15 protein-coding genes are annotated in these 20599 nt (G+C 70.0%); 4 read left to right on the top strand and 11 right to left on the bottom strand.

The genetic code is table 11. The annotated features are described in order from the left end of the window. Positions 1–84: 84 nt before the first annotated feature. From ACF06X_RS32300 to ACF06X_RS32285, 4 genes are all read right to left on the bottom strand, one after another. On the bottom strand, positions 85–1911 hold the full coding sequence (locus ACF06X_RS32300; protein WP_392290943.1) for an acyl-CoA dehydrogenase: 1827 nt from the start codon (positions 1909–1911) through the stop codon (positions 85–87). Between the two features lie 193 nt (positions 1912–2104). Then, the gene (locus ACF06X_RS32295; RefSeq protein WP_392290865.1) at positions 2105–2698 is read right to left on the bottom strand and encodes a hypothetical protein; all 594 of its coding nucleotides are present in this window, start codon (positions 2696–2698) and stop codon (positions 2105–2107) included. Then, a complete protein-coding gene (locus ACF06X_RS32290; protein ID WP_392290864.1) occupies positions 2695–4599 on the bottom strand; it encodes an alpha/beta hydrolase in 1905 nt (634 codons plus the stop codon). The genes ACF06X_RS32295 and ACF06X_RS32290 overlap by 4 nt, the downstream gene beginning before the upstream one ends. Positions 4600–4606: 7 nt before the next feature. Further along, positions 4607–5074, bottom strand: a complete 468-nt coding sequence (locus tag ACF06X_RS32285; RefSeq protein WP_392290863.1) for a hypothetical protein — start codon at positions 5072–5074, stop codon at positions 4607–4609. Between the two features lie 162 nt (positions 5075–5236). Here ACF06X_RS32285 and ACF06X_RS32280 point away from each other — a divergent pair, with 162 nt between their 5' ends. The 3 genes from ACF06X_RS32280 (at position 5237) to ACF06X_RS32270 (ending at position 8087) form a co-directional block, all read left to right on the top strand. Next, a complete protein-coding gene (locus tag ACF06X_RS32280) occupies positions 5237–5752 on the top strand; it encodes an SseB family protein (RefSeq protein WP_392290862.1) in 516 nt (171 codons plus the stop codon). Between the two features lie 114 nt (positions 5753–5866). Further along, positions 5867–6829 (top strand): pirin family protein, encoded by a 963-nt coding sequence (locus ACF06X_RS32275; protein WP_392290861.1) that lies wholly within the window; start codon positions 5867–5869, stop codon positions 6827–6829. A 175-nt stretch (positions 6830–7004) separates the two neighbouring features. After that, entirely contained in the window at positions 7005–8087 is a 1083-nt protein-coding gene (locus tag ACF06X_RS32270; RefSeq protein WP_392290860.1) for an AI-2E family transporter, read from the top strand. 37 nt (positions 8088–8124) lie between these two features. On the opposite strand, the gene ACF06X_RS32265 is transcribed toward ACF06X_RS32270, so the two are convergent. Beyond that, positions 8125–8943 (bottom strand): MBL fold metallo-hydrolase, encoded by an 819-nt coding sequence (locus tag ACF06X_RS32265; RefSeq protein WP_392290859.1) that lies wholly within the window; start codon positions 8941–8943, stop codon positions 8125–8127. A 199-nt stretch (positions 8944–9142) separates the two neighbouring features. Then, complete coding sequence (locus tag ACF06X_RS32260) at positions 9143–11371, bottom strand: SpoIIE family protein phosphatase (protein ID WP_392290858.1); 2229 nt, start codon at positions 11369–11371, stop codon at positions 9143–9145. Positions 11372–11507: 136 nt separating this feature from the next. Between ACF06X_RS32260 and aspS the strand changes: the two genes are divergently transcribed. After that, on the top strand, positions 11508–13328 hold the full coding sequence (gene aspS, locus ACF06X_RS32255) for an aspartate--tRNA ligase (RefSeq protein ID WP_392290857.1): 1821 nt from the start codon (positions 11508–11510) through the stop codon (positions 13326–13328). A gap of 71 nt (positions 13329–13399) precedes the next feature. Here the strand turns inward: aspS and ACF06X_RS32250 are convergent, their stop codons facing one another. From ACF06X_RS32250 to ACF06X_RS32230, 5 genes are all read right to left on the bottom strand, one after another. Beyond that, positions 13400–13840, bottom strand: a complete 441-nt coding sequence (locus tag ACF06X_RS32250) for a hypothetical protein (RefSeq protein WP_392290856.1) — start codon at positions 13838–13840, stop codon at positions 13400–13402. Next, complete coding sequence (locus ACF06X_RS32245; protein ID WP_392290855.1) at positions 13837–18408, bottom strand: putative T7SS-secreted protein; 4572 nt, start codon at positions 18406–18408, stop codon at positions 13837–13839. Before ACF06X_RS32245 ends, ACF06X_RS32250 begins: the two co-directional genes overlap by 4 nt. Before the next feature lie 2 nt (positions 18409–18410). Continuing rightward, positions 18411–19055 (bottom strand): hypothetical protein, encoded by a 645-nt coding sequence (locus ACF06X_RS32240; RefSeq protein ID WP_392290854.1) that lies wholly within the window; start codon positions 19053–19055, stop codon positions 18411–18413. Then, positions 19052–19456, bottom strand: a complete 405-nt coding sequence (locus tag ACF06X_RS32235) for an SseB family protein (protein WP_392290853.1) — start codon at positions 19454–19456, stop codon at positions 19052–19054. The genes ACF06X_RS32240 and ACF06X_RS32235 overlap by 4 nt, the downstream gene beginning before the upstream one ends. A gap of 187 nt (positions 19457–19643) precedes the next feature. Beyond that, entirely contained in the window at positions 19644–20525 is an 882-nt protein-coding gene (locus ACF06X_RS32230; RefSeq protein WP_392290852.1) for a hypothetical protein, read from the bottom strand. Between the last annotated feature and the right edge of the window lie 74 nt (positions 20526–20599).

Genomic DNA, 20599 nt, shown 5'->3' with positions numbered 1-20599 from the left:
GGAAACCGGAACGGCTCCCCGGAAACCGGAACGGCCCGCCCCCCTCCCCGGGGACGAGCCGTTCCTTCGTGGAGGAGGCGCGTCCTAGAACGCGGCCTCGTCCAGGTCCATCAGCGAGCCGTCGACGGCCTCGGCCAGCGCGCGCTCGGTGGAGACGCCGGGCAGGACGTTGGCGGCGAAGAACTTCGCGGCCGCGATCTTGCCGGCGTAGAACGCCTTGTCCTTGGCGGAGGCGGTCGGCAGCTTCTCGGCGGCGACGGCCGCACCCTTCAGCAGCAGGTAGCCGACGACGACGTCGCCGGAGGCCATCAGCAGGCGGGTGGTGTTGAGGCCGACCTTGTAGATGTTCTTGACGTCCTCGCCGGTGGCGGTGAGGTCGGTGAGCATCGCGCCGACGATGCCCTCCAGGTCCACGGCCGCCTTGGCGAGCGCGTCGCGGGCGCCGGCCAGCTCCTCGCCGCCGGTGCCGACCGCGAGGAACTTCTTGATCTCCTCGGCGAGCGTGTTCAGGGACGCGCCCTGGTCGCGGACGATCTTGCGGAAGAAGAAGTCCTGGCCCTGGATGGCCGTGGTGCCCTCGTAGAGGGTGTCGATCTTGGCGTCCCGGATGTACTGCTCGATCGGGTACTCCTGCAGGAAGCCGGAGCCGCCGAAGGTCTGGAGCGACTGCGCGAGCTGCTCGTAGCCCTTCTCGGAGCCGTAGCCCTTCACGATCGGGAGCAGCAGGTCGTTCAGGCCGTGGAGGGCCTTCGCGTCCTCGCCGGCCGCTTCCTTGAGCTGGATCGCGTCCTGCACGGAGGCCGTGTAGAGGACGAGGGAGCGCATGCCCTCCGCGTACGCCTTCTGCGTCATCAGCGAGCGGCGGACGTCCGGGTGGTGCGTGATGGTGACCTTGGGGGCGGCCTTGTCCATGAAGTTCGCCAGGTCGGTGCCCTGGACGCGCTCCTTGGCGTACTCGAGGGCGTTGAGGTAGCCCGTCGAGAGGGTGGAGATCGCCTTCGTGCCGACCATCATGCGGGCGAACTCGATGATGAGGAACATCTGGCGGATGCCGTCGTGCTTGTCGCCGATCAGCCAGCCCTTGGCGGGGTGCTGGTCGCCGAAGGTCATCTCGCAGGTGTTGGAGGCCTTGAGGCCCATCTTGTGCTCGACGTTGGTGGCGTAGACGCCGTTGCGCTCGCCCAGCTCGCCGGTCTCCCAGTCGAAGTGGTACTTCGGCACGAGGAAGAGGGAGAGGCCCTTGGTGCCGGGGCCCGCGCCCTCGGGGCGGGCGAGGACGTAGTGGAGGATGTTCTCCGACATGTCGTGCTCACCGGACGTGATGAAGCGCTTCACGCCCTCGATGTGCCAGGAGCCGTCCTCCTGCTGGATCGCCTTCGTGCGGCCGGCGCCGACGTCCGAGCCCGCGTCGGGCTCGGTGAGGACCATGGTGGAGCCCCACTGCTTCTCGACGGCGATCTGCGCGATCTTCTTCTGCGCCTCGTTGCCCTCCTCGAAGAGGACGCCGGCGAACGCCGGGCCGGAGGAGTACATCCACACGGCCGGGTTCGAGCCGAGCAGCAGCTCCGCGTACGCCCAGATCAGGGAGCGCGGGGAGGTGGTGCCGCCGATCTCCTCGGGCAGGCCGAGGCGCCAGTACTCGGAGTCCATGAAGGCCTGGTAGGACTTCTTGAAGCTCGCGGGGACCGGGGCGGTGTTGGTCTCGGGGTCGAAGACCGGGGGGTTGCGGTCGGCGTCGGCGAAGGACTCGGCGAGTTCGTTCTCGGCCAGGCGCTGGATCTCCTCCAGGACGCTCTTGGCGGTCTCGACGTCCATCTCCTCGAACGGACCGGTGCCGTACACCTTGTCGCGCCCGAGGACCTCGAAGAGGTTGAACTCGATGTCGCGGAGATTCGACTTGTAGTGCCCCATGGCGACGGCTCCGTAAGGATCGGGGAGGCAGGGTTCCTCGTACACGTACCAGCGAGTAGCTAATGCTCTCACGATGATGCTACCCGTCGGTAATAAGAAGCAACCCCTATCCGGTCATCTGTGACGCGATCCGCACGGGGAAGGGCCCCGGAGCGGCGCTCCGGGGCCCTTCGTGTGCCGATTGCGGGGTCTCTCAGTCACCGACCTGATACTCCGGGTCGGTGTAGCAGGGGGAGGTGACCGAGACCGAGAGGCTGTCGCGGGCCTCCTTCTCCCACTTCGACGCGTCCTTGTAGGTGGAGGGCAGCAGCAGCTCGACCGTCGCCGTGTGGTGGTCCTTCTCGTGCTCGACGTCCAGCTGGAGCTGCTTCGCCTCCGACTTCGCGGGCTCGAAGCGGACGACCTTCCACCCCTTGGCCGGCAGCTCCTTGTGAAGCTTCTCCATGGCCTGCTTCAGGGCGTCGGCGGTCGGGGCGTACATCGACCAGAAGTGACGCACCCGGAAGCCGTCGTCCACGCCGTCGCAGGGCGCCGCGTCGGGGGCGCCGTTGTTGGCCTCGCGCAGGCCGGCCGTATCGAAGATCGTGCTGGACCGGGCCCGGACCAGGTCCTTGGCCGCGGCGACCTTCATCGGCTGCGGATCGTAGGACCGGCCGCTGTCGTCGTTGCTCATGGTGGTGCATCCCGTCGCGAGGAGGAGGGCGGCGGCTCCCAGGGCTCCGCCGGTACGTGCGGTACGTGCGGTGCGTACGGTCCGTGCGGTCCGTGCGGTGGTACGGCGGCTCATTGCGATGTCACTTCCTTGTACCTGCCGGTGACGACCCGCGCCTGGTTGTTCAGGCTCTCGGTGCCGTTGTCCCAGTAGCCGCTGTGGCCGCGCGAGCCGTCGGTGGCCACGATGTGCGCCCCGAAGTCCGGGTTCGTCGGCGTCAGCGGCTTCACGACGCTGCCGCCGTCGCCGTCCAGGAAGGACGGGATGATGTCGATGTCGACCTTCTTGGGGGCGTGGCCCCAGCCGCCGAGGTCGGGGACGGGGTCGCTGGTCACGAACGGGATGTTCACGCCCCCGTACTTGTCGTCGCCGACGTACGGGATGTGCACACCCTTGAGGTACGGGTCGCTGTCGGCCTCCGCCGCGTAGACGTGCCCCTTGGGGACGTCGAGGTCCGTCGCGCTGCCGACCTGCATGCCGGGGCTGCCGGCCACGAAGATGTCGTCGGCGTCCAGGTGGCCCTGGCGGGCGGCGGAGCCGATGACCGTACTGCCGTAGCTGTGGCCGGTCACCGTCAGGTGGTCGCGCTCGCCCTCGTGCGAGGTGCGCAGCCCCTCGACGAAGGCGTTCAGCTTGGGAGCGCCGTCGTCGGCGTAGTGGCTGAACGGCGCGTCCTTGACGATGGACTGCGGCGCGTCGTAGCCGAGCCAGGTGATCGTCGAGACGCTCTGCCCGTCCGCCAGGTTGTCGCTGGCGCGCCAGAGGGTCTCCATCCGCTTGATGTCGCCGCCGATGCCCTCCAGGTTCGACGTGGTGCCGGGCACGTACATCGCGGTGTGCGTCGCGGTGTCCGGGTTGCCGTTGGCGACGATCGCGTGACCGTTGCCCTTGGTGTCGAAGCCGAGGAGGTACGCCTCGGGCAGCGGGCGCTCGCCGGGGCGCTCGACCCGGCCGGAGCGGTCGAAGCGCTCCTGGATGGCGTTCATGCCCTTCAGGTCCCTGTCCAGCTGCGCCTTGCGGTCGCCGTACTTGTCGTCCCACTCCCGCCACGCCGGGTTCTTGATCACCGCCGGGTACTGGCCGCTGGGGTTCTGGATGTACTCCTGCGGCTGCTTCGGTATCGCGTTCAGGTCCATCTGCGCCTGGGCGCGGGTCTCCGCCAGGACCATGCGGTTGGCGTCGTCGCGGACGGTGGCGGGGAGGCCGTCGAGGGCGCCGACGGAGGCCGGGTAGAGCGTGGCGTACTCGTCACGCTGCTCCTGGGTGAGGCCGTTCCACCAGTCGGCGTTCTCCTTGGGGGACTTCCCCTGTGGGATCCTGCCGTCGTCGGCGTACGTGCCGGCGGCCTGCTGCATGGCCTTGGTGTCGGCGGCGGCGTCGACCAGCGTCGCCTCGTCGACGGTGAGGCCCGGCGGCGCCTTGAGCTTGCGCAGGACGGCGGCGTAGCGGCCGTCTATCTCGTTCGCCTCGCGGACGGCGTCGCCGATGCGTTCGGCGATGTCCTCGGCCTTGCCCTTGTTGGCGTCGCCGCTCCCGATGCCCTCGGCCGCGCCGGGCTTGTACGGGATCGGGGCGCCGGGCTGGGCGGCGCCCGTGCCCGGCGCGAGGACGGACGACTGGGTGGGGTACTCCACCGAACCGTCGGGCTTGACCGTGAACTTGAGGTTCTCCGCGTCCTCCAGCGCCTGCTTGAGCTTCTTCTGCGGCGCGGCGAGTTCGGCGGCGAGGCCGTTGAGCGCGGTGCGGATCAGTCCGCACTCGGTGTGCAGGTACTGGTAGTTGCGGCTGAGCTGCCGGACGTCCTCGGTGGCGGTGTCGGCCGTCTTGCCCTTCTGGGACTCGTAGATCCTCGAGAACATGCCGTTGTCGACACGGTCCTTGTCGGCGTTGGAGCGGGAGGAGACCTTGCCCCAGCCGTCCGCCGCGTCCGTGTATTCGTTCAGCTTGACGTCGCGCAGCTGCTGCCAGGTCGGCATGAGGGGTTCAGTTCCCCTTCTTCTGCGGCGGGACCGGCGCTTCGGCGGCGATCTTCCGCTGCGTCGCGACCTCGCGCTCGCCGAAGTCGCGGCCCGCGCTCTTCAGGGCGGACTCGAGGCGCCCGCACTCGTCCCGTACGGCCGTCAGGCGGTTCTTCCAGGTGCCGAGGATCTCGGTGAGGGCGGCGGAGGAGTCGAAGCCGGCGGTCCCGGCGGCGTAGCCCTCGTTCGCCGTGTCGAGGTCGGTGAGCGAGGTGCTGGTGCTGGTGCGCAGCTCGCCCGCCGTGTTGCCGGCCTTGTGCCAGGGGCCCTCGTCGGCCTTGAGGTTCGGGTCGCCGCTGCCGCCGCCTTCGGGGGCGGGGAGGCCGGCGAGGGTCATCGACGCGGGCGGCTGGGACGGTCCGGTACCGGACGCTCCCGTACCGGGCGCTCCCGTACCGCCGAACAGCTCGTCCCATTTGGCGTTCAGTGCCATGTTCCACCCCCGTGGCGACCGGAAATTGCTGCCGCGAACCTAGCAAGAGATCGCGGGCGATGCGAAGAACAGTGCGAAGAGCAGTGCGAAGAGCGCCTTCCTCGGTTCGGGGCGTCGACGTACCCGCGCCGGGGGCGGCGCCCGCTCGATAGGCTGGGGGCCATGTACGGATACGGCCAGCACGCGGACGGTAGCGCCGCCCAGCAGCAGTACGCTCCGCCGCCGCAGCAGCCGATGCAGGGCGGCATGCAGGGCGGCATGCAGGGTGGCATGCAGGGCGGGTACGGGCAGCAGCAGCCGCCGCTGTACCCCGAGCCGTCGCCGCCCTCGCTCGCCGACGCCGTGCGGGCCTTCACGACCGGCTCCATGGCCGCCGAGGACTTCCAGCAGATCTTCGCGACCTCGAAGGTCTACTGCCCGCGGGGGGACAACCCCGGCTTCCTGGCCCTGCACAACACGCAGCAGCCGGTGATCCCGATGTTCACCTCGCTGAAGGAGTTGCGGCGGTACGCGGGCAAGGAGTCGAAGTACTTCGTGATCACCGGTGCCGAGGTGATCGACCTGCTCCCGACCGGCTACGGCTTCGTCCTCGACATGGAGGGCGACCACCGGATGGTCTTCGACGCCAAGGCCGTGGAGCAGATGGTCGACTTCGCGATGCGGCGGATGTACGGCTGACGCAGGCTGGAGAGACGGGAGAGCGCCCGGGAGGAATTCCTCCCGGGCGTTCCGCGTTCCGGGTGGCAGGAAGTTCATTGTTCAACTAAACTGGTCGCACAAGGAGGTCCCGCCATGCCCGCCGTGACTGTCGAGAACCCGCTCACCCTGCCGCGCGTCGCCGCCCCGGCCGACGCCGTCTCCCGCCCCGTGCTCGCCGTGACCACGGCGCCTTCCGGCTTCGAGGGCGAGGGCTTCCCGGTGCGTCGCGCGTTCGCCGGGATCAACTACCAGTACCTCGACCCGTTCATCATGATGGACCAGATGGGGGAGGTGGAGTACGCGCCCGGTGAGCCGAAGGGCACGCCCTGGCACCCCCACCGCGGCTTCGAGACCGTCACGTACATCATCGACGGGATCTTCGACCACCAGGACTCCAACGGTGGCGGCGGCACCATCACCAACGGCGACACCCAGTGGATGACCGCCGGTGCCGGACTGCTCCACATCGAGGCACCGCCGGAGCACCTCGTCGTCAGCGGTGGCCTCTTTCACGGGCTCCAGCTGTGGGTGAACCTGCCGGCCGCCGACAAGATGATGCCCCCGCGCTACCAGGACATCCGAGGCGGTCAGGTCCAGCTCCTGGCCTCGCCCGACGGCGGCGCGCTGCTGCGCGTGATCGCGGGCGAGCTCGGCGGCCACGCGGGCCCCGGCATCACGCACACCCCGATCACGATGATCCACGCGACCGTCCGGCCGGGCGCCGAGGTGACCCTGCCCTGGCGCGAGGACTTCAACGGGCTCGTCTACGTCCTGGCCGGCCGCGGCGCGGTCGGCGCGGAGCGGCGGCCCGTCCACATGGGCCAGACCGCCGTCTTCGGCAAGGGTGGATCGCTGACGGTCCGCGCGGACGAGAAGCAGGACGGGCACACGCCCGACCTGGAGGTCGTCGTGCTCGGCGGGCAGCCGATCCGCGAGCCGATGGCACACTACGGCCCGTTCGTGATGAACAGCCAGGCCGAGCTGCGCCAGGCCTTCGAGGACTTCCAGGCCGGCCGCCTCGGCACGATCCCGGCGGTCCACGGCATCGGCGAATAGCCCGCGGCTGCGCTGAGGGGTTACGGCTCCGGGGCGCGGGCGGGGGCGCGGGCCCCGGGCGCGCTGAGGGGTTACGGCCCCGGGCGCGGCACCGGAGCCGTACGTCTGACATCGCGTCACTCGGGCGGACCCGTAGCGGAGGACGGCACGCCGTCCCGCGTGGTCGCCTGGCAGCGTGCAGACATCGAGGCAGGAACCCGCGGGACCGCCCCCGGGGCCGCTCCTGCCCGAGGCGGTCCGGCGGGTCGCCGCCTGGTGTGTCGTCGTGCTGCTGGTGACCGGGGTCGCCGCCGTCGGCGTGTGGCTGTGCGGGGTACTGAAGACGGCCGTCACCCCCGTGCTGCTCGCCATCCTGGGCACCGCGCTTCTCGGGCCCCTCCACCGGCGGCTGCTGCGCATGAAGGTGCGGCGGTCGCTCGCCGCCGCGATCACCGTTGTCGCGGTGGTCGCCGTCGTCGGTGGCGCCACTTACATCGTGGTCAGCGCCCTGATCGAGACCGGCGACCAGATCATCGCCTCGCTGCGGCAGGCCGCCGATGACCTCGCCCAGTACCTCGGCGCCGCCGGCACCTCCCTCGACGACCTGGCGAGCAACGCCAAGGAACTCCTGCAGAAGTTCGGCGGCACCGCCGCCTCGGGCGTGATCAGCGGCCTCAGCGTCGTCGGTCAGATGCTCGCCACCGCCGTCCTCGCGATGTTCCTGATCTTCTTCTTCCTCCGGGACTCCGACAAGGCCGTCGGCGCCCTGCGCTCCCTCGCCCCGCGCTCCACCGGCGACACCGTCGAGGCGATGGGCCGCCGCGCCTTCAAGGCGGTCGAGGGCTTCATGCGCGGCACCACCTTCATCGCCCTGATCGACGCCCTCCTCATCACCGTCGGGCTGCTGATCCTGCGCGTCCCGGGCGCCGTGGGGCTCGGCGCGCTCGTCTTCGTCGGCGCCTACATCCCGTACCTCGGCGCCTTCATCTCCGGCGTGGTCGCCATCCTCGTCGCCCTCGCCGACCGGGGGTTCGTCATCGCGCTGTGGGCGCTCGGCGTCGTCCTCGCCGTCCAGGTCATCGAAGGCCACCTGCTGCAGCCGGTGATCCAGAGCCGGACCGTACAGATGCACCCGGCCGTGGTGATGCTGGCGATCACGGCCGGGGCGTCCGTCGCGGGGATCCTGGGCATGCTGCTCGCCGTACCGCTGACGGCTGCGGCGTTCGGCGTGATCGGGGAGATGCGCGCGCGGTACGCGGATCACGGCGCCGAGCCGTGATCTTGGGCGTCCGCGTCCGCGTCCGAGGGCGATTCGTTCAGGTGGCCGCCGGGATGCCGCCCGGCTCGAACGACGCCAGCATCTGTTCCAGTGCCGCCTGGTCCGGGCCGACGAACGGGTCCGCGTCCGGGGCCATCGTGATCGTCTCCAGCATCCGGTCGGTCATCCGTACCGCCGGCGGCAGATGCGTGGACAGCACGATGTCCGGGTTCATCTCCCGCAGCGGCTGGACGGTCGCCCGGTACTTCTCCGCGTCCACGACGTGCACCCACGGGCTGTCGAGCGTCGCCCACAGCAGCTGCGTCTGCCGCAGCTCCTCCGGCTTCAGGTCGCTCGCGTGCCCGCTCTCCGCCATCTCCATGGTCGGCATGGGGCCGCCGAAGCAGTCCGAGCTGAAGCAGATGTGGGTCTTCTCGTCGTAGAAGCCGACGGTGGCCGGGTTGTCGAAGAGCGGCGGTCGGAAGGCGCGCAGCGTGCGGTCGCCGACGTCGAGGGACTGGCCGGGGTTGAGGAAGTAGACGCGGTCCATCGGCAGGGGCCGCTCGGTGGTCATGATTCCGGCGCCGATGAAGGTGGTCACGACCCGGGCGCGGGGAGCGGCGACGAGCAGGTCGAAGATGCCGCCGGTGTGGTCGCGGTCGGGGTGCGTGAGCCAGATCCAGCGGAGATCGGCGAGGTCCATGACCGCGCCGACCGCCGCGACGAAGTCACGGTCGGAGAGGGAGAGGCCGGTGTCGACGACGACCGGCTCCTTGGCGGTGAGGACGTAGGCGTTGACGGGGACGTGGCCGATCCCCGGTGCCTCGAGACTGTCGGCCAGGACGGTGGTGTCGCTGCCGACCTTGTGGGTATCCATGGCGAGCTCCGTGGTCCCCCCTGAGGCGGCCGTACGAGACCAGTCTCCTCCGCTCCCTTGCACCCCGCGCGCCGGAAGTCCGGGGCGTCCGGGGCGTCCCGGGCCTCAGGGGCCGTCCCGTCAGGCGCGTCCCGTCAGGCGCTGTCCCGGCCGCCCGGCTCGCCCCCGGCCCGCCCCCGGCCCGCCCCCGGGCCGCCGGTCAGGCGCAGCAGCCCTCCCCCGACGCGGGCTCGTTCAGCTCGAACCAGATGGACTTGCCCTCGCCGCGCGGGTCCACGCCCCACTTGTGGGCCAGCATCTCCATCAGCACCAGGCCCCGGCCCGAGGACGCCATCTCGCCCGGGTGCCGTTTGTGCGGCAGCTCGTCGCTGCCGTCGGAGACCTCCACCCGCAGCCGCCGGGCGTCGTCGTCGCAGGTCACGGAGGCGACCAGGAGCGCGTCGCCGTCCGTGTGGATGAGGACGTTGGTGAGCATCTCGGAGACCATCAGCACCGCCGAGTCGACCTGGTCGTCGTCCGCCCAGTCGTGCAGCAGCTGGCGCAGGTGCTGGCGGGCCGCCGCGACCCGCTCCGGTTCGGCCTGGGCGACGGTCATCATCGTGCGGCGCGGGCCCTGGCGGCCCTGGCGGCCGGCCTGGCCCTGCCGGGAGAGCAGCAGGAGGGCGATGTCGTCCTCGCGGCGGTCGGCGAGCGGCCCGGTGGTGTGGTGGGAACCGGGGCCGTGGACGGCCTCGACGAGACGGTCGGCGAGCGCCTCCAGAGCCTCCCCGTCATGGCCCCCCTGGTGTCCTTCGAGGAGCGTACGGATGCGTTCCCAGCCGCTGTCGAGGTCGTGGCCGCCGGTCTCCAGGAGCCCGTCGGTGCACATCATCAGGGTCTCGCCGGGCTCCAGGGTGAACCGGGTCGTCGGATAGTCGGTGTCCGGGACGATGCCGAGGGGCAGTCCACCGGCGGTGGGCCTGAGGAGAACCGTTCCGTCGGTCATCCGGACCGCCGGGTCGGGGTGCCCGGCCCGGGCGAGGTCGACGACGCCGGTGGCCGGGTCGATCTCCAGATAGAGGCAGGTGGCGAAGCGGTGGCCGCCGTACCTGTCCCCGTGTCCGTCCCCGCCCCCGTCCGCGCCCGCGCCCGGGACGCCGACCGCGATCCCGCCCGGCTGCCCGTTGACCACTGCGCCCCGCGCGCCGGTGGCCCCGCCCCCGTCACCGGCCCCGCCCCCGTCCCCGTCGGTGATCCCGTACAGGAAGCGGGAGGCGCGGGAGAGCACCGCGTCGGGCCGATGGCCCTCGGAGGCGTACGCGCGCAGGGCGATCCGGAGCTGTCCCATGAGTCCGGCGGCCCGCACGTCATGGCCCTGGACGTCGCCGATGACGAGGGAGATCCGCCCGCCGGGGAGCTGGATCATGTCGTACCAGTCGCCGCCGACCTGCAGTCCGCCGCCGGTGGGGACGTACCGCGCGGCGACCTGGAGGCCCGGGATGCCGGGGCCGAGGACCGGCATCATCGTGCGCTGCAGCCCGATCGAGAGCTCGCGCTCGGACTCGGCGACACCGGCGCGGGCGAGGGCCTGGGCGAGCATCCGGGCGACGGTGGTGAGGACCGAGCGCTCGTCGGGGGTGAAGGCGACGGGGTGCTTGAAGGCGGCCATCCAGGCACCCATGGTGCGGCCGGCGACGGTGAGCGGGAGGTAGGCCCAGGACTGCCGGCCGAACCGCCGCGCCAGCGGCCAGGTCACCGGGAAGCGCCGCAGGTACTCGTCGGGCGTCGGCAGGTAGATCGCCCGCCCGGTCCGTACGACCTCGGCCGCGGGATAGTCGGTGTCGAGCGACATCGAGCTGAAGGGGCCCTCGTCGCCGACGTTGTGCCCGTGGTGGCCGATGATCGTCAACCGGTCGCCGGCCGCCCCGAAGACGGCGAGCCCGTCGGGCGAGAAGCCCGGCATGGAGAGGGAGGCGGCGACCCGGAGCACCTCGGCGGTCGACCGGGCCTCGGCGAGCGCCCGGCCCGCGTCGAGCAGGAACGCCTCGCGCGAGCGGCGCCAGTCGCCGGTGATGGGGGTACGGGCGGCGGTGCCCGGCTGGGGTTCGGCGACCTCCTGGAGCGTGCCGACGAGCTGGTAGTCGTCGCCCTCGATGAGCGGCTTGGACCTGCTCCGTACGGTACGGATCACCCGGCCGTCGCCGTCCATGATCCGCAGCCGGGCCTCGGCGAGGGTCCCCTCCGCCACGGCGAGGCTCACCACCCCGTCGATCTCGTTCCAGTCGACGGGATGAAACCGGGAGCGTACGGCCGCCTCGGTGAGCTGGACGGGCTCGGCGGGCAGCCCGAGGAGCCGGGCCGCCTCCGCGTCGAGCGTGACGATGCCGGACGAGTTGTCCCAGCGCCACAGGCCGGTCGCGATCGCGGCCAGGACGTCCTCGGTGCGCATTGCCCTACTTTATGAATATCGGACAGCAGGTCGCCACCGAGCGTATTCGAAAAGCGATCTCGGGTCGCCCGGTACCCTTGACGGGCCTGGATGTATTCAGGCTCCCCACCGATTTCCGAAGACTGGATGAACGACGATGCATCGGTACAGGTCCCACACCTGCGGCGAGCTCCGCGCCTCTGACGTCGGTACCGACGTCCGGCTGAGCGGCTGGCTGCACAATCGGCGCGACCTGGGCGGCATCCTCTTCATCGATCTGCGCGACCACTACGGCATCACGCAGCTCGTCGCCCGGCCCGGCACCGCCGCCGCCGAGGTGCTCGACAAGCTGACGAAGGAAACCGTCATCCGCGTGGACGGCAAGGTCGTCTCGCGTGGCGCCGAGAACGTCAACCCGGACCTCGCGACCGGTGAGATCGAGATCGAGGTCGGCGCGGTCGAGGTCCTGGGCGCGGCCAAGCAGATCCCGTTCGCCGTCAACCACGACGACGGCGTGAACGAGGAGCGGCGCCTGGAGTACCGCTTCCTCGACCTGCGCCGTGAGCGCATGCACCGCAACATCATGCTGCGTTCCGCGGTCATCGCCGCGATCCGCTCCAAGATGGTGGCCCTCGGCTTCAACGAGATGGCGACCCCGATCCTCGCCGCGACCTCCCCCGAGGGCGCCCGCGACTTCGTCGTCCCGTCCCGGCTGAACCCGGGCAAGTTCTACGCCCTGCCGCAGGCGCCGCAGCAGTTCAAGCAGCTGCTGATGATCTCCGGCTTCGACCGCTACTTCCAGATCGCGCCCTGCTTCCGCGACGAGGACGCCCGCGCCGACCGTTCGCCGGGCGAGTTCTACCAGCTCGACGTCGAGATGAGCTTCGTCGAGCAGGAGGACGTCTTCCAGCCGATCGAGAAGCTCATGACGGAGATCTTCGAGGAGTTCGGCGGCGGGCGGCACGTCACGTCCCCGTTCCCGCGGATCCCGTTCCGCGAGTCGATGCTCAAGTACGGCAACGACAAGCCGGACCTGCGCACCGACCTGGAGCTCGTCGACATCTCCGACGTCTTCGAGAACTCCGAGTTCAAGGCCTTCGCGGGCAAGCACGTGCGTGCCCTTGCGGTGCCGGACACGGGTGACCAGCCGCGCAAGTTCTTCGACTCGCTGGGCGACTTCGCGGTCTCCCTCGGCGCGAAGGGCCTGGCGTGGGTCCGCGTCGGCGAGGGGAACGCCCTCACCGGCCCGATCGCCAAGTTCCTCACCGAGGAGAACGTCAAGGTCCTCACCGAGCGCCTCGGCCTGGCCCCCGGCCACGCGGTCTTCTTCGGCGCGGGCGAGTTCGACGAGGTCTCCAAGATCATGGGCCCGGTCCGGGTCGAGGCCGCGAAGCGCGCCGGCCGGTTCGAGGAGAACGTCTTCCGGTTCGCGTGGATCGTCGACTTCCCGATGTACGAGAAGGACGAGGAGACCGGCAAGATCGACTTCTCGCACAACCCGTTCTCGATGCCGCAGGGCGGCCTGGAGGCCCTGGAGACCCAGGACCCGCTGGACGTCCTCGGCTGGCAGTACGACATCGTCTGCAACGGCATCGAGCTGTCCTCGGGCGCGATCCGGAACCACGAGCCCGAGATCATGTTCAAGGCCTTCGAGATCGCGGGTTACTCCCGCGAGACGGTCGAGCACGAGTTCGCGGGCATGCTCCGCGCCTTCGAGTACGGCGCCCCGCCGCACGGCGGCATCGCCCCGGGCGTGGACCGCATCGTGATGCTCCTGGCCGACGAGCCGAACATCCGCGAAACGATCGCCTTCCCGCTCAACGGCAACGCCCAGGACCTCCTGATGGGCGCCCCGACGGAACTGGACGAGGCCCGCCTGCGCGAGCTGAACCTCCAGCTCCGCAAGCCGGTGGCGAAGGAGAAGCCCGCCGACACCCGCCCGATCACGGAAGCGGTCCACCCGGACGCGGCGCGGTAGTCACTCACCTTTTGAGCAGCTGAAGGGCCCGGGATCTTCGGATCCCGGGCCCTTCAGCGTTCCACGGAGCATCACGCGACCGACGCGCGGAACCTCTCCATGGAGGAGACGAGATCGCTTCTCGCACCGCTCCCCGCGGGAAGAGTCGAAAGGGATTGCTCCTCGAGTTCTTGGACAGCCCGGAGAACCGCGTCCGCGAGCTCTGCGGGAGTGCACCTCCCCAGCGCCGTCCCCTTCGCGGAAACCGCGACGATCCCCTTGCGGTCGCGCTTGAAGTCGAGCCGGAACGACGTGTCGGTGCCCACGAAGGAAACCGCCTTCTTCTCGCCGCTGAAGAGGGGCCGAAGCGAGTCGAGAAGGAGGGGGATCGACAGGTAGATCATCATCCCTTGGTCCGGGACATGGCCCGCCGACCCCACAGACCCGTTCTCCCCCTCGCAAGTGATGTCCCCGAGGTCGAAGTCACTGGGTTCGCCCTGGTCGGGGCGGACTGTGAACGTCATCTTGATCACGGTCTGTAGCTCTTTCCTATGGGGAAGAAGGTGACGATGCGATTTCCGTCGGTGGAGTCCACGACCAGACGGTAGTTGGCCCGCATTCCGTTGACCGTCATCCGCTTTTCGAACGTCTGGTACTGATTGTTCGGATCGGAAACGCGGTTTCCCTTCTCCACCATTTTCTCCGCCGCTGCCTCCACCTGCGCGCGTGTCGTGGTGGGAGGCATGAGATCGCCATGGCCCCCCTTGGCCGTACCGCTGATGTGCCTTTCGTCGATGTGTCGCCACCCCTGCTTCGCGTTGCCGTCCTCCATTCTGGGTTTCGCCCGGCACAGCGCCAGTCCGAGGGGGTCCATCCACGTGTACGGGTTGGGTCCGTACCAGCGCGGATTGGGACCGCCCTCCAACCCGATCGGATCCGGACTGACGTAGTGCGAGATTTCGGGGTCGTAATACCGGAAGTAGTTGTAATGCAGCAGGCTTTCAGAGTCGAAATACTGCCCGGGAAAGCGCAGCGGGGTGTAGGCCGTACTGTCCGACGCCCACGTCGTGGCGCCCCACAGCGTGCGGCGACTGCGCCATGCGAGAGATCCGGACTCTTCGACGAGTTCGGTCGGGCTGCCCACCAGGTCGGTGACGATGGCGAAGAACCGCTCGTCGAAGGTCTCTTGCGCGGCGTCCCGCCCCGAGATGCGTTCCGTCTGGGCCAGCGGCCGGAACTCGTCGTGATCCCACGTGAGGGTGACCGCGTGGGGAGCGTCGGCACCCAGCGTCCTCTCCTCGCACAACGTGACGCCGTCCCAGGTGAACGTGATCTCCTCCAGAACCGTGCACCCGTCGGCCGAACGGCGCTCCTTCGCGATACGGCGGCCGAGCGCGTCGTACCGGTACCGCCAGAGACCTCCCTCGGGAGTGGTCACCGATACGAGCCGGTCCTCCGCGTCCCATTCGTAGTGCCACGTATCGGCCTTGCGTGAGAGCCGCGTCTTCTGGCGGAGGACGGTCCGCCCCTGGGCGTCGTACTCGTAACGGACGCTGCCGGCCCGGGAGATGCGTGTGCCGGAGTAGCTACGAGCACCGGTGACCTCCTGGCCGGGGTGGGACTCCGGCCAGGAGGCCGCGCTCAGGTTGCCTGCCGAGTCGTAGACGTACTCCTCGGTCCAGTTCTCCGCACGGACCGTCGTCACCCGTCCGATCGGGTCCAGCTCGAAACGGCGGCCACCGGTCAGCAGGTCGTCGACGCCGGAGAGGCTGCCGTCCTCCCGATACTCGTATCCGCGCCGCTGGAGGGTGCTGCCGCCGCCGACGACCTGTTGGCTCTTGAGGCGCCCCATGACATCGAAGGAATGCTGGAAGGTGATGCTCTCCCCGATGTGGCGGGCCAGCTCCTGTCCTGCTGCGTCGTATGCGAACGTGAGGGTGCGCCCCGAAGTCGTAAGCGAGGTTCTGCGCCCGGCCGGGTCGTACGTCCACGCACTGACAGCGCCGCCGGGGGTCGTCCTACCGGTTCGTCGGCCCAGCGCGTCGTACTCGAAGGTGACGGTGCGGCCGTTCACGGTCTCCGACTCGAGGCGTCCGAAGCGGTCGCGCAGCCGCGTGAGGGTGGCGTCGGCGCCGACCGCCTGTGCCAGCTCGTCGAAGATGTCGTACTCGAACGTCGTGACCGCGCCGACGACGTCCTTGAGCACGACCTGGCCCAGCCCATTGTGTTCGTACCGGATCCGCTGCCCCAGACCGTTCGTCCGGGAGGTGAGCCGGCCGCCCGGGTCGTACGTGTACGTGAGCGTGCGACCGTCGAAGTCCGTCTCGCCTATGACCCGGCCGACGGGATCGTACGCGTAGGTCCAGTTCAAGCCCCGCGGATCGGTGACCTGGGTCAGGCGCAGGTTCGAGTCGTAGGCGAAGGCGTACCGTGCTCCGTCCGGGCCGGTCCGGCCCACCAGCAGGTCGAAGTCCGTGTACTCGTACACGGTGACTCCGCCCAGGGCGTCGGTGTGGCTGGTGCGGTTGCCCTCGCCGTCGTAGGTCCACCGCTGTTCGCTTCGGTCGGCGTCCACGCGACGCGCGAGCTTCCCCTCGACTGTCCACTCGAAGCTGGTGGTCGCTCCCAGCTCGTCCACCACGGTCATAGGACGGCCGAACGCGTCGCGCACATAGCGTGTGGTCCCGCCGAGCGGGTCGGTGAAGGAGACGACCAGTCCCGCCGCGTCGCACTCCACGGTCGAGGTGTTGCCCAGGGCGTCGGTGATGGATCGCACGTGCCCCGACGCGTCGTACGTGTAGCGCGTCGTCGCTCCGGTGGGTTCGGTGACCGTCGTGCGGTTGCCCCGCGAGTCGAACGTCTGACGCACGGCGTTGCCGTCCGTACCGATGACGCGCACCGGGAGTCCGGCATCGTCGTACTCGGCTCGCGCCCGGCGTCCGTCCCAGCGCTCCACCGTGGTCGGCCGGCCGTGTTCGTCGTAGGTGACACGGTTGCAGTGCCCCAGCGGATCGGTGTGCGACAGCATCCTGTTGCGGCTGTCGTACTCATAGCGCGTGACCGCGCCCACGGCGTCGATCTCCGCCACGACCTGCGCCCGGTCGTTGACCAGGTGGCGCTCGGTGTGCCCCATGCCATCGGTCAGGGTGGTCAGGCGCAGGCCCGTCGCCGGGTCGACGCCGTCCCAGGTGAAGGTGGTTTCGAGGTGGCCGTTCATGCCCGACTGGTAGGTGCAGCGGTCCTGGTCGTCGTAGACGTAGTCGAAGCGGCTTCCGTTGGTGTCCGTCCACGAGGTGATGCGACCCGAAACATCGCACCCGAAACGGACGGGGACTCCGGATGAGTTGGTGACCTCGGTCAGGTGGCCGTCCGTGTAGCCGTAGCGCAGGATCTCCTGGTCGGAGCCGTCCGGCGCTGCTCCCGCGAGGTGGAGCGCCGTCACCCGGCCGTCGTTCGTCGTGAGTTTCAGGTGGTAGCCGCCGTGGTGGACGACAGAGGTCGGGGCGCCCGTCTCGTCGTACTCGAAGGTGATCCAGTTGCCGTTGCGGTCGTCGATCTGGGCGAGGAGAGCCAGGTCGGCGGAGTGCACCACGAAGTGCAGGACGCGGCCCGTGCCCGGGTCCGTGACCGTGTACGTGTCGCCGTCGCGGTCCAGCGTCCACCGCCGGCTGCCGTGCGTGGGCAGGGTCGGGACCCCGGGCGCCGGGTGCGGGTATGCCAGCAGACTGCTGTCCTCGCAGAGGAGGACCACGCCCTCGGCGTCGATCTCCAGGCGCTGATCGAGCGTGCTCGCCCACGTCGGGCCGAACCAGCGGCCGGCGCGGTAGGACGACTCGAAGGTGCGGGTGAGGACCACGGGCAGCAGGCCGGGCAGCGTGATGTCGGTCTGCGGGAGCACCATGCGGCCCGTCGCCATGTCGACGGGGTCTCCCTTGCACGTCCTGTCCGTCAGGCAGCGGCTCGTGCCGTGCGGGTCCTCCGCCTGCCCCGCCCGGCCTGTGCCTTGAGGGTTGTCCGCCAGGTCCGACACCCGCGTGAGCGTCTTCGCGCCGCCCAGGCCCTTCGTCCCGAAGAGCTCCGGGATCAGGCGGCCCAGGAATTCGCTCGGGTCGCCCTTCGCCGACTCCCAGGCGCCCTTCAGCGCACGGTCCGGGTGGGCGGCCGTGGAGGCGAGGCCCGCCAGGGTCATGTTGACGTTCTTGTAGTACTCGGCCGGGTGCGTCAGGTTGTACGCGTCGAGGGGGTGGACCGAGCGGACGAAGTTGGTGATGCCGACGACGCCCTTCACGACACCGCCCGCGAGGTGCAGCCGCTCGGCTCCCTGACCGAGGGCGTAGTCGACGAAGTCGGCCTTGAGCCGGTCGCCGGCCGAAGGCTCGGCCGGGGCGTGGGCCAGGGCGGCCGCGATCGCCGTCTTCGCCGTCTGGGCCGCCTCGTTCCGCTGCCGCCGGGCGTCGGCGAGGATCTCCTCGGCACGGGCCCGCTGGGCCTCGCCGGGGTCCGTCCCCGGAGCGGGGCAGGGCAGCGGCTTCGCGCCGCCGAGCGAAGCCTCGTAGGCGGCGACCTGCTTCTCGTACGCGGCCAGCGCCGCCGTCGAGGAATCGTTTCCCTGCTTGTACAGGGTGATCGCCTCACGGGCCTTGCCCTGCGCCCAGGTGACGGTCGTGCCGTACGCCGCCAGGGCATTGGCGGCCGCCTCGAACGCGTCGGCCGCGTGCAGCCAGTCCGTCGGCACTGCCTGGAACTTCTCCCGGAAGGCATCGGCCGCCGCGCCCTTCCACCGGCCGGAGTCCAGCGCTTTCAGCCCTCGGCCGACGCTTTCGAACGCCGACTGGAAGTCACGCAGGTTCTTCACGGTGGCCGTGATGTCTGAGGCCTTGCCGTGGACGAGCTCGTCGGGCTCCTCGGACTGGCCGAGCCGCGCCTCGCCCACCTCCGCGCCCAGCGAGGAGGCGGTGCGGTCGCCCCAGTCCTCGACCTTGTCGGCGGCGCCTTCCGCGCCCACGTACTCCAGGCCGTCACCGACGATGTTCGTGACGCCGTCGATGCTCTCGCCGACCAGCCTCTTGCCGCCCTCGAACAATTCCCCCCATTCCGGCATCGTCAGCGCTCTCCCCAGTTCGGTTCCTGCGCTCGCCGCACGGCTTCTTCCGTCGGATCGAGGCCCTCACGCAGCTGTTCGTCCATCGCCGCACGCTGCACCGGGTCGATGACACCGGCGTTGCCCATCGAGTCGAGCAGCCCGTCCTCGACGTCGTACGCCGTGTCCCGCCAGATCTGCTCGACCTCAGCGTTCGCCTCGCGGAACGACTCCGGGCGCCAGTCGGCGCCGTCGGTGGGGCGCTGGGAGCTGATCTCGTCCCAGCTCTTCTGCTTGACCTCGTCCTCGGACAGGTGCGGATTGCCGTTGACGGCGTTCGTCGCGATCTTGATCGTGTCCTTGACGTAGCGCTCCTGCTCGCCGAACGCGCCCGCCGACACCCCCAGTGCGGCCGTGAACAGGTTCGCCTTCTGCATCAGATCGCGCACACCCCAGCCCCAGCGGTCGCAGAACGTCCCGAACTGCTCCGCCAGCCCCTGATGCCCCAACTGCACACCCGACAGTGAGAGTTCGGAGAACCCTCGGCCCGTGATGGCCTGCTGGCCGATCGACAGGTCCTTCAGCTCTCCGTGCGCCTTGTCGATGCCGCTCGCGATCTGTTCGAGCGCGCCCTCCGGCGCCGCCAGGTCCGGATCACGCCCGCTCATGCCCTACCCCCGAGATCCACCGCCGCCGACGCCGGTACGACACCCTCGACCGGCGGGAACAGCACACCGTCCTCGCTGCCCGCGTCCAGCGCCACTCCGGCGGGCACGCCGAGCTTCGGTACGAGTACGTCCAGCAGCCGGGCCCCCAGGACCGTCCGGTACTCCCACGTCCGGTGGGCGTTGCCCTGTGCCCGTGCGAAGCCGGCCAGCGTCTCCTCGTTCGAGAACGCGCAGATCCACCGCACCCCACCCTGGTCCGCGGACCAGAGACTCCCGTACGGATCGATCGGCACCAGCACCGCCGTGCGCCGGAACGTACCTAGCAGGGTGGCGAACTCGCGTCGTGCGTCAACAGATGGCTCTGCCGGTGCCGGTGCCGGTGTTGATGCCAGTGTCGCCATCGATGTAACTGCCAGATCGGACAGTCGCATGAGCCCCTCCCCCGTCACGCACACGCGTGCGATCGTCGCACGCTCTCCTTTCCGACTGCAATCACGTTGGCCGAGAACGACCCGTGGTCTGTGAGGGCGGCCCGGCACGTATGTGCCGGGCCGCGCCCGTCCGCTCAGCCCCGCCAACCTCCCGAGGTCAGCCGAGCGGGCGGCGTGTCTCCTCGCGGACCTTGAGCGTGGTCTGGGCCGCCTTCGTCAGGTCGACGGACTCTGGGCTCAGGCCCGCGGACTCCGTCGTCATCTCCGCGACGGCCGCGTTGGTGTTCTCGTCCGCCCATGCGCACATGGGGTACGTCACCCGGCCTCCGCCCGACTGCTCCGTGGCCAGGACCTGGCATGTCACCGTCGTGTTCGCCCCGGACGGGGTGACGTCCTTCGGCGGGACGAGCACGCTGGTGCCCGCCGCCTCGCGGGCGCCTTTGAGGATCTTCTCCCTGGCCAGGTCCGGATCCTTGATCCGCCCGTACAGGCCGGAGACGACCAGGACCCCGGCCCCGGCCTCCCCGGCGGTCGTGTACTGGCCCATCACGCCCTTCGGGTCGCGGATGACGGCCTCGCTCGCGTTGTCGAGCCCCGCGTCGGCCTGGCCCGAGCGGTCGTCGGCGAGTGTGTACCGGCCGTCCAGAAGCGTCTTCGGGAGGGCGAGCCGGTGCGTCGCGGCGGGGTAGGCCCCGGAGCCCGAGCTGCCGCGAAGGCCCCCGTTACCGATCCACGAAAGCGCCAGAACGCCGGCGATGGACGCGGCGACGATCCCGAGAGTCAGACCGGTCCGGTTCTTCTTCGGCGGCGGCGGCATGGGTGGGGGCGGGGGCCCGCCCCAGCCGCCCTGCGGCGGGTAGTACGGCGATTGCGCGGGGCCCGGCCCGTACGTGTTCGGCTGCGGGTACGGCGATTGCGCGGGGCCTGGCCCGTACGCGTTCGGCTGCGGGTACGGCGGTCCGTACGTGTTCGGCTGCGGGTACGGCGGGGGTGGCGGGCTCTGGTGCGCGGGTGGCCCTGAGGGCGGCGGCATGGACATGCTCTAGAACGTATGTCAACCGCCATGGTGACCGGTCCCGTTCAGCCACGCGGACGCCTCGGTTCCGCCGCGTC

Origin of the sequence: Streptomyces sp. NPDC015346 (assembly GCF_043078785.1) — a bacterium.
Taxonomy (GTDB): Bacteria; Actinomycetota; Actinomycetes; order Streptomycetales; family Streptomycetaceae; genus Streptomyces.
This window is presented reverse-complemented; position numbering and strand designations above follow the sequence as displayed.

Bases quoted from the DNA above. Each gene is read 5' to 3' on its own strand.
- ACF06X_RS32265 (WP_392290859.1), bottom strand. From the start codon at position 8,943: ATGGATACCCACAAGGTCGGCAGCGACACCACCGTCCTGGCCGACAGT.
- ACF06X_RS32240 (WP_392290854.1), bottom strand. From the start codon at position 19,055: ATGAGCGGGCGTGATCCGGACCTGGCGGCGCCGGAGGGCGCGCTCGAA.
- aspS (WP_392290857.1), top strand. From the start codon at position 11,508: ATGCATCGGTACAGGTCCCACACCTGCGGCGAGCTCCGCGCCTCTGAC.
- ACF06X_RS32300 (WP_392290943.1), bottom strand. From the start codon at position 1,911: ATGGGGCACTACAAGTCGAATCTCCGCGACATCGAGTTCAACCTCTTC.
- ACF06X_RS32290 (WP_392290864.1), bottom strand. From the start codon at position 4,599: ATGCCGACCTGGCAGCAGCTGCGCGACGTCAAGCTGAACGAATACACG.
- ACF06X_RS32245 (WP_392290855.1), bottom strand. From the start codon at position 18,408: ATGCCGGAATGGGGGGAATTGTTCGAGGGCGGCAAGAGGCTGGTCGGC.
- ACF06X_RS32235 (WP_392290853.1), bottom strand. From the start codon at position 19,456: ATGGCGACACTGGCATCAACACCGGCACCGGCACCGGCAGAGCCATCT.
- ACF06X_RS32285 (WP_392290863.1), bottom strand. From the start codon at position 5,074: ATGGCACTGAACGCCAAATGGGACGAGCTGTTCGGCGGTACGGGAGCG.
- ACF06X_RS32230 (WP_392290852.1), bottom strand. From the start codon at position 20,525: ATGTCCATGCCGCCGCCCTCAGGGCCACCCGCGCACCAGAGCCCGCCA.
- ACF06X_RS32260 (WP_392290858.1), bottom strand. From the start codon at position 11,371: ATGCGCACCGAGGACGTCCTGGCCGCGATCGCGACCGGCCTGTGGCGC.
- ACF06X_RS32295 (WP_392290865.1), bottom strand. From the start codon at position 2,698: ATGAGCCGCCGTACCACCGCACGGACCGCACGGACCGTACGCACCGCA.
- ACF06X_RS32275 (WP_392290861.1), top strand. From the start codon at position 5,867: ATGCCCGCCGTGACTGTCGAGAACCCGCTCACCCTGCCGCGCGTCGCC.
- ACF06X_RS32280 (WP_392290862.1), top strand. From the start codon at position 5,237: ATGTACGGATACGGCCAGCACGCGGACGGTAGCGCCGCCCAGCAGCAG.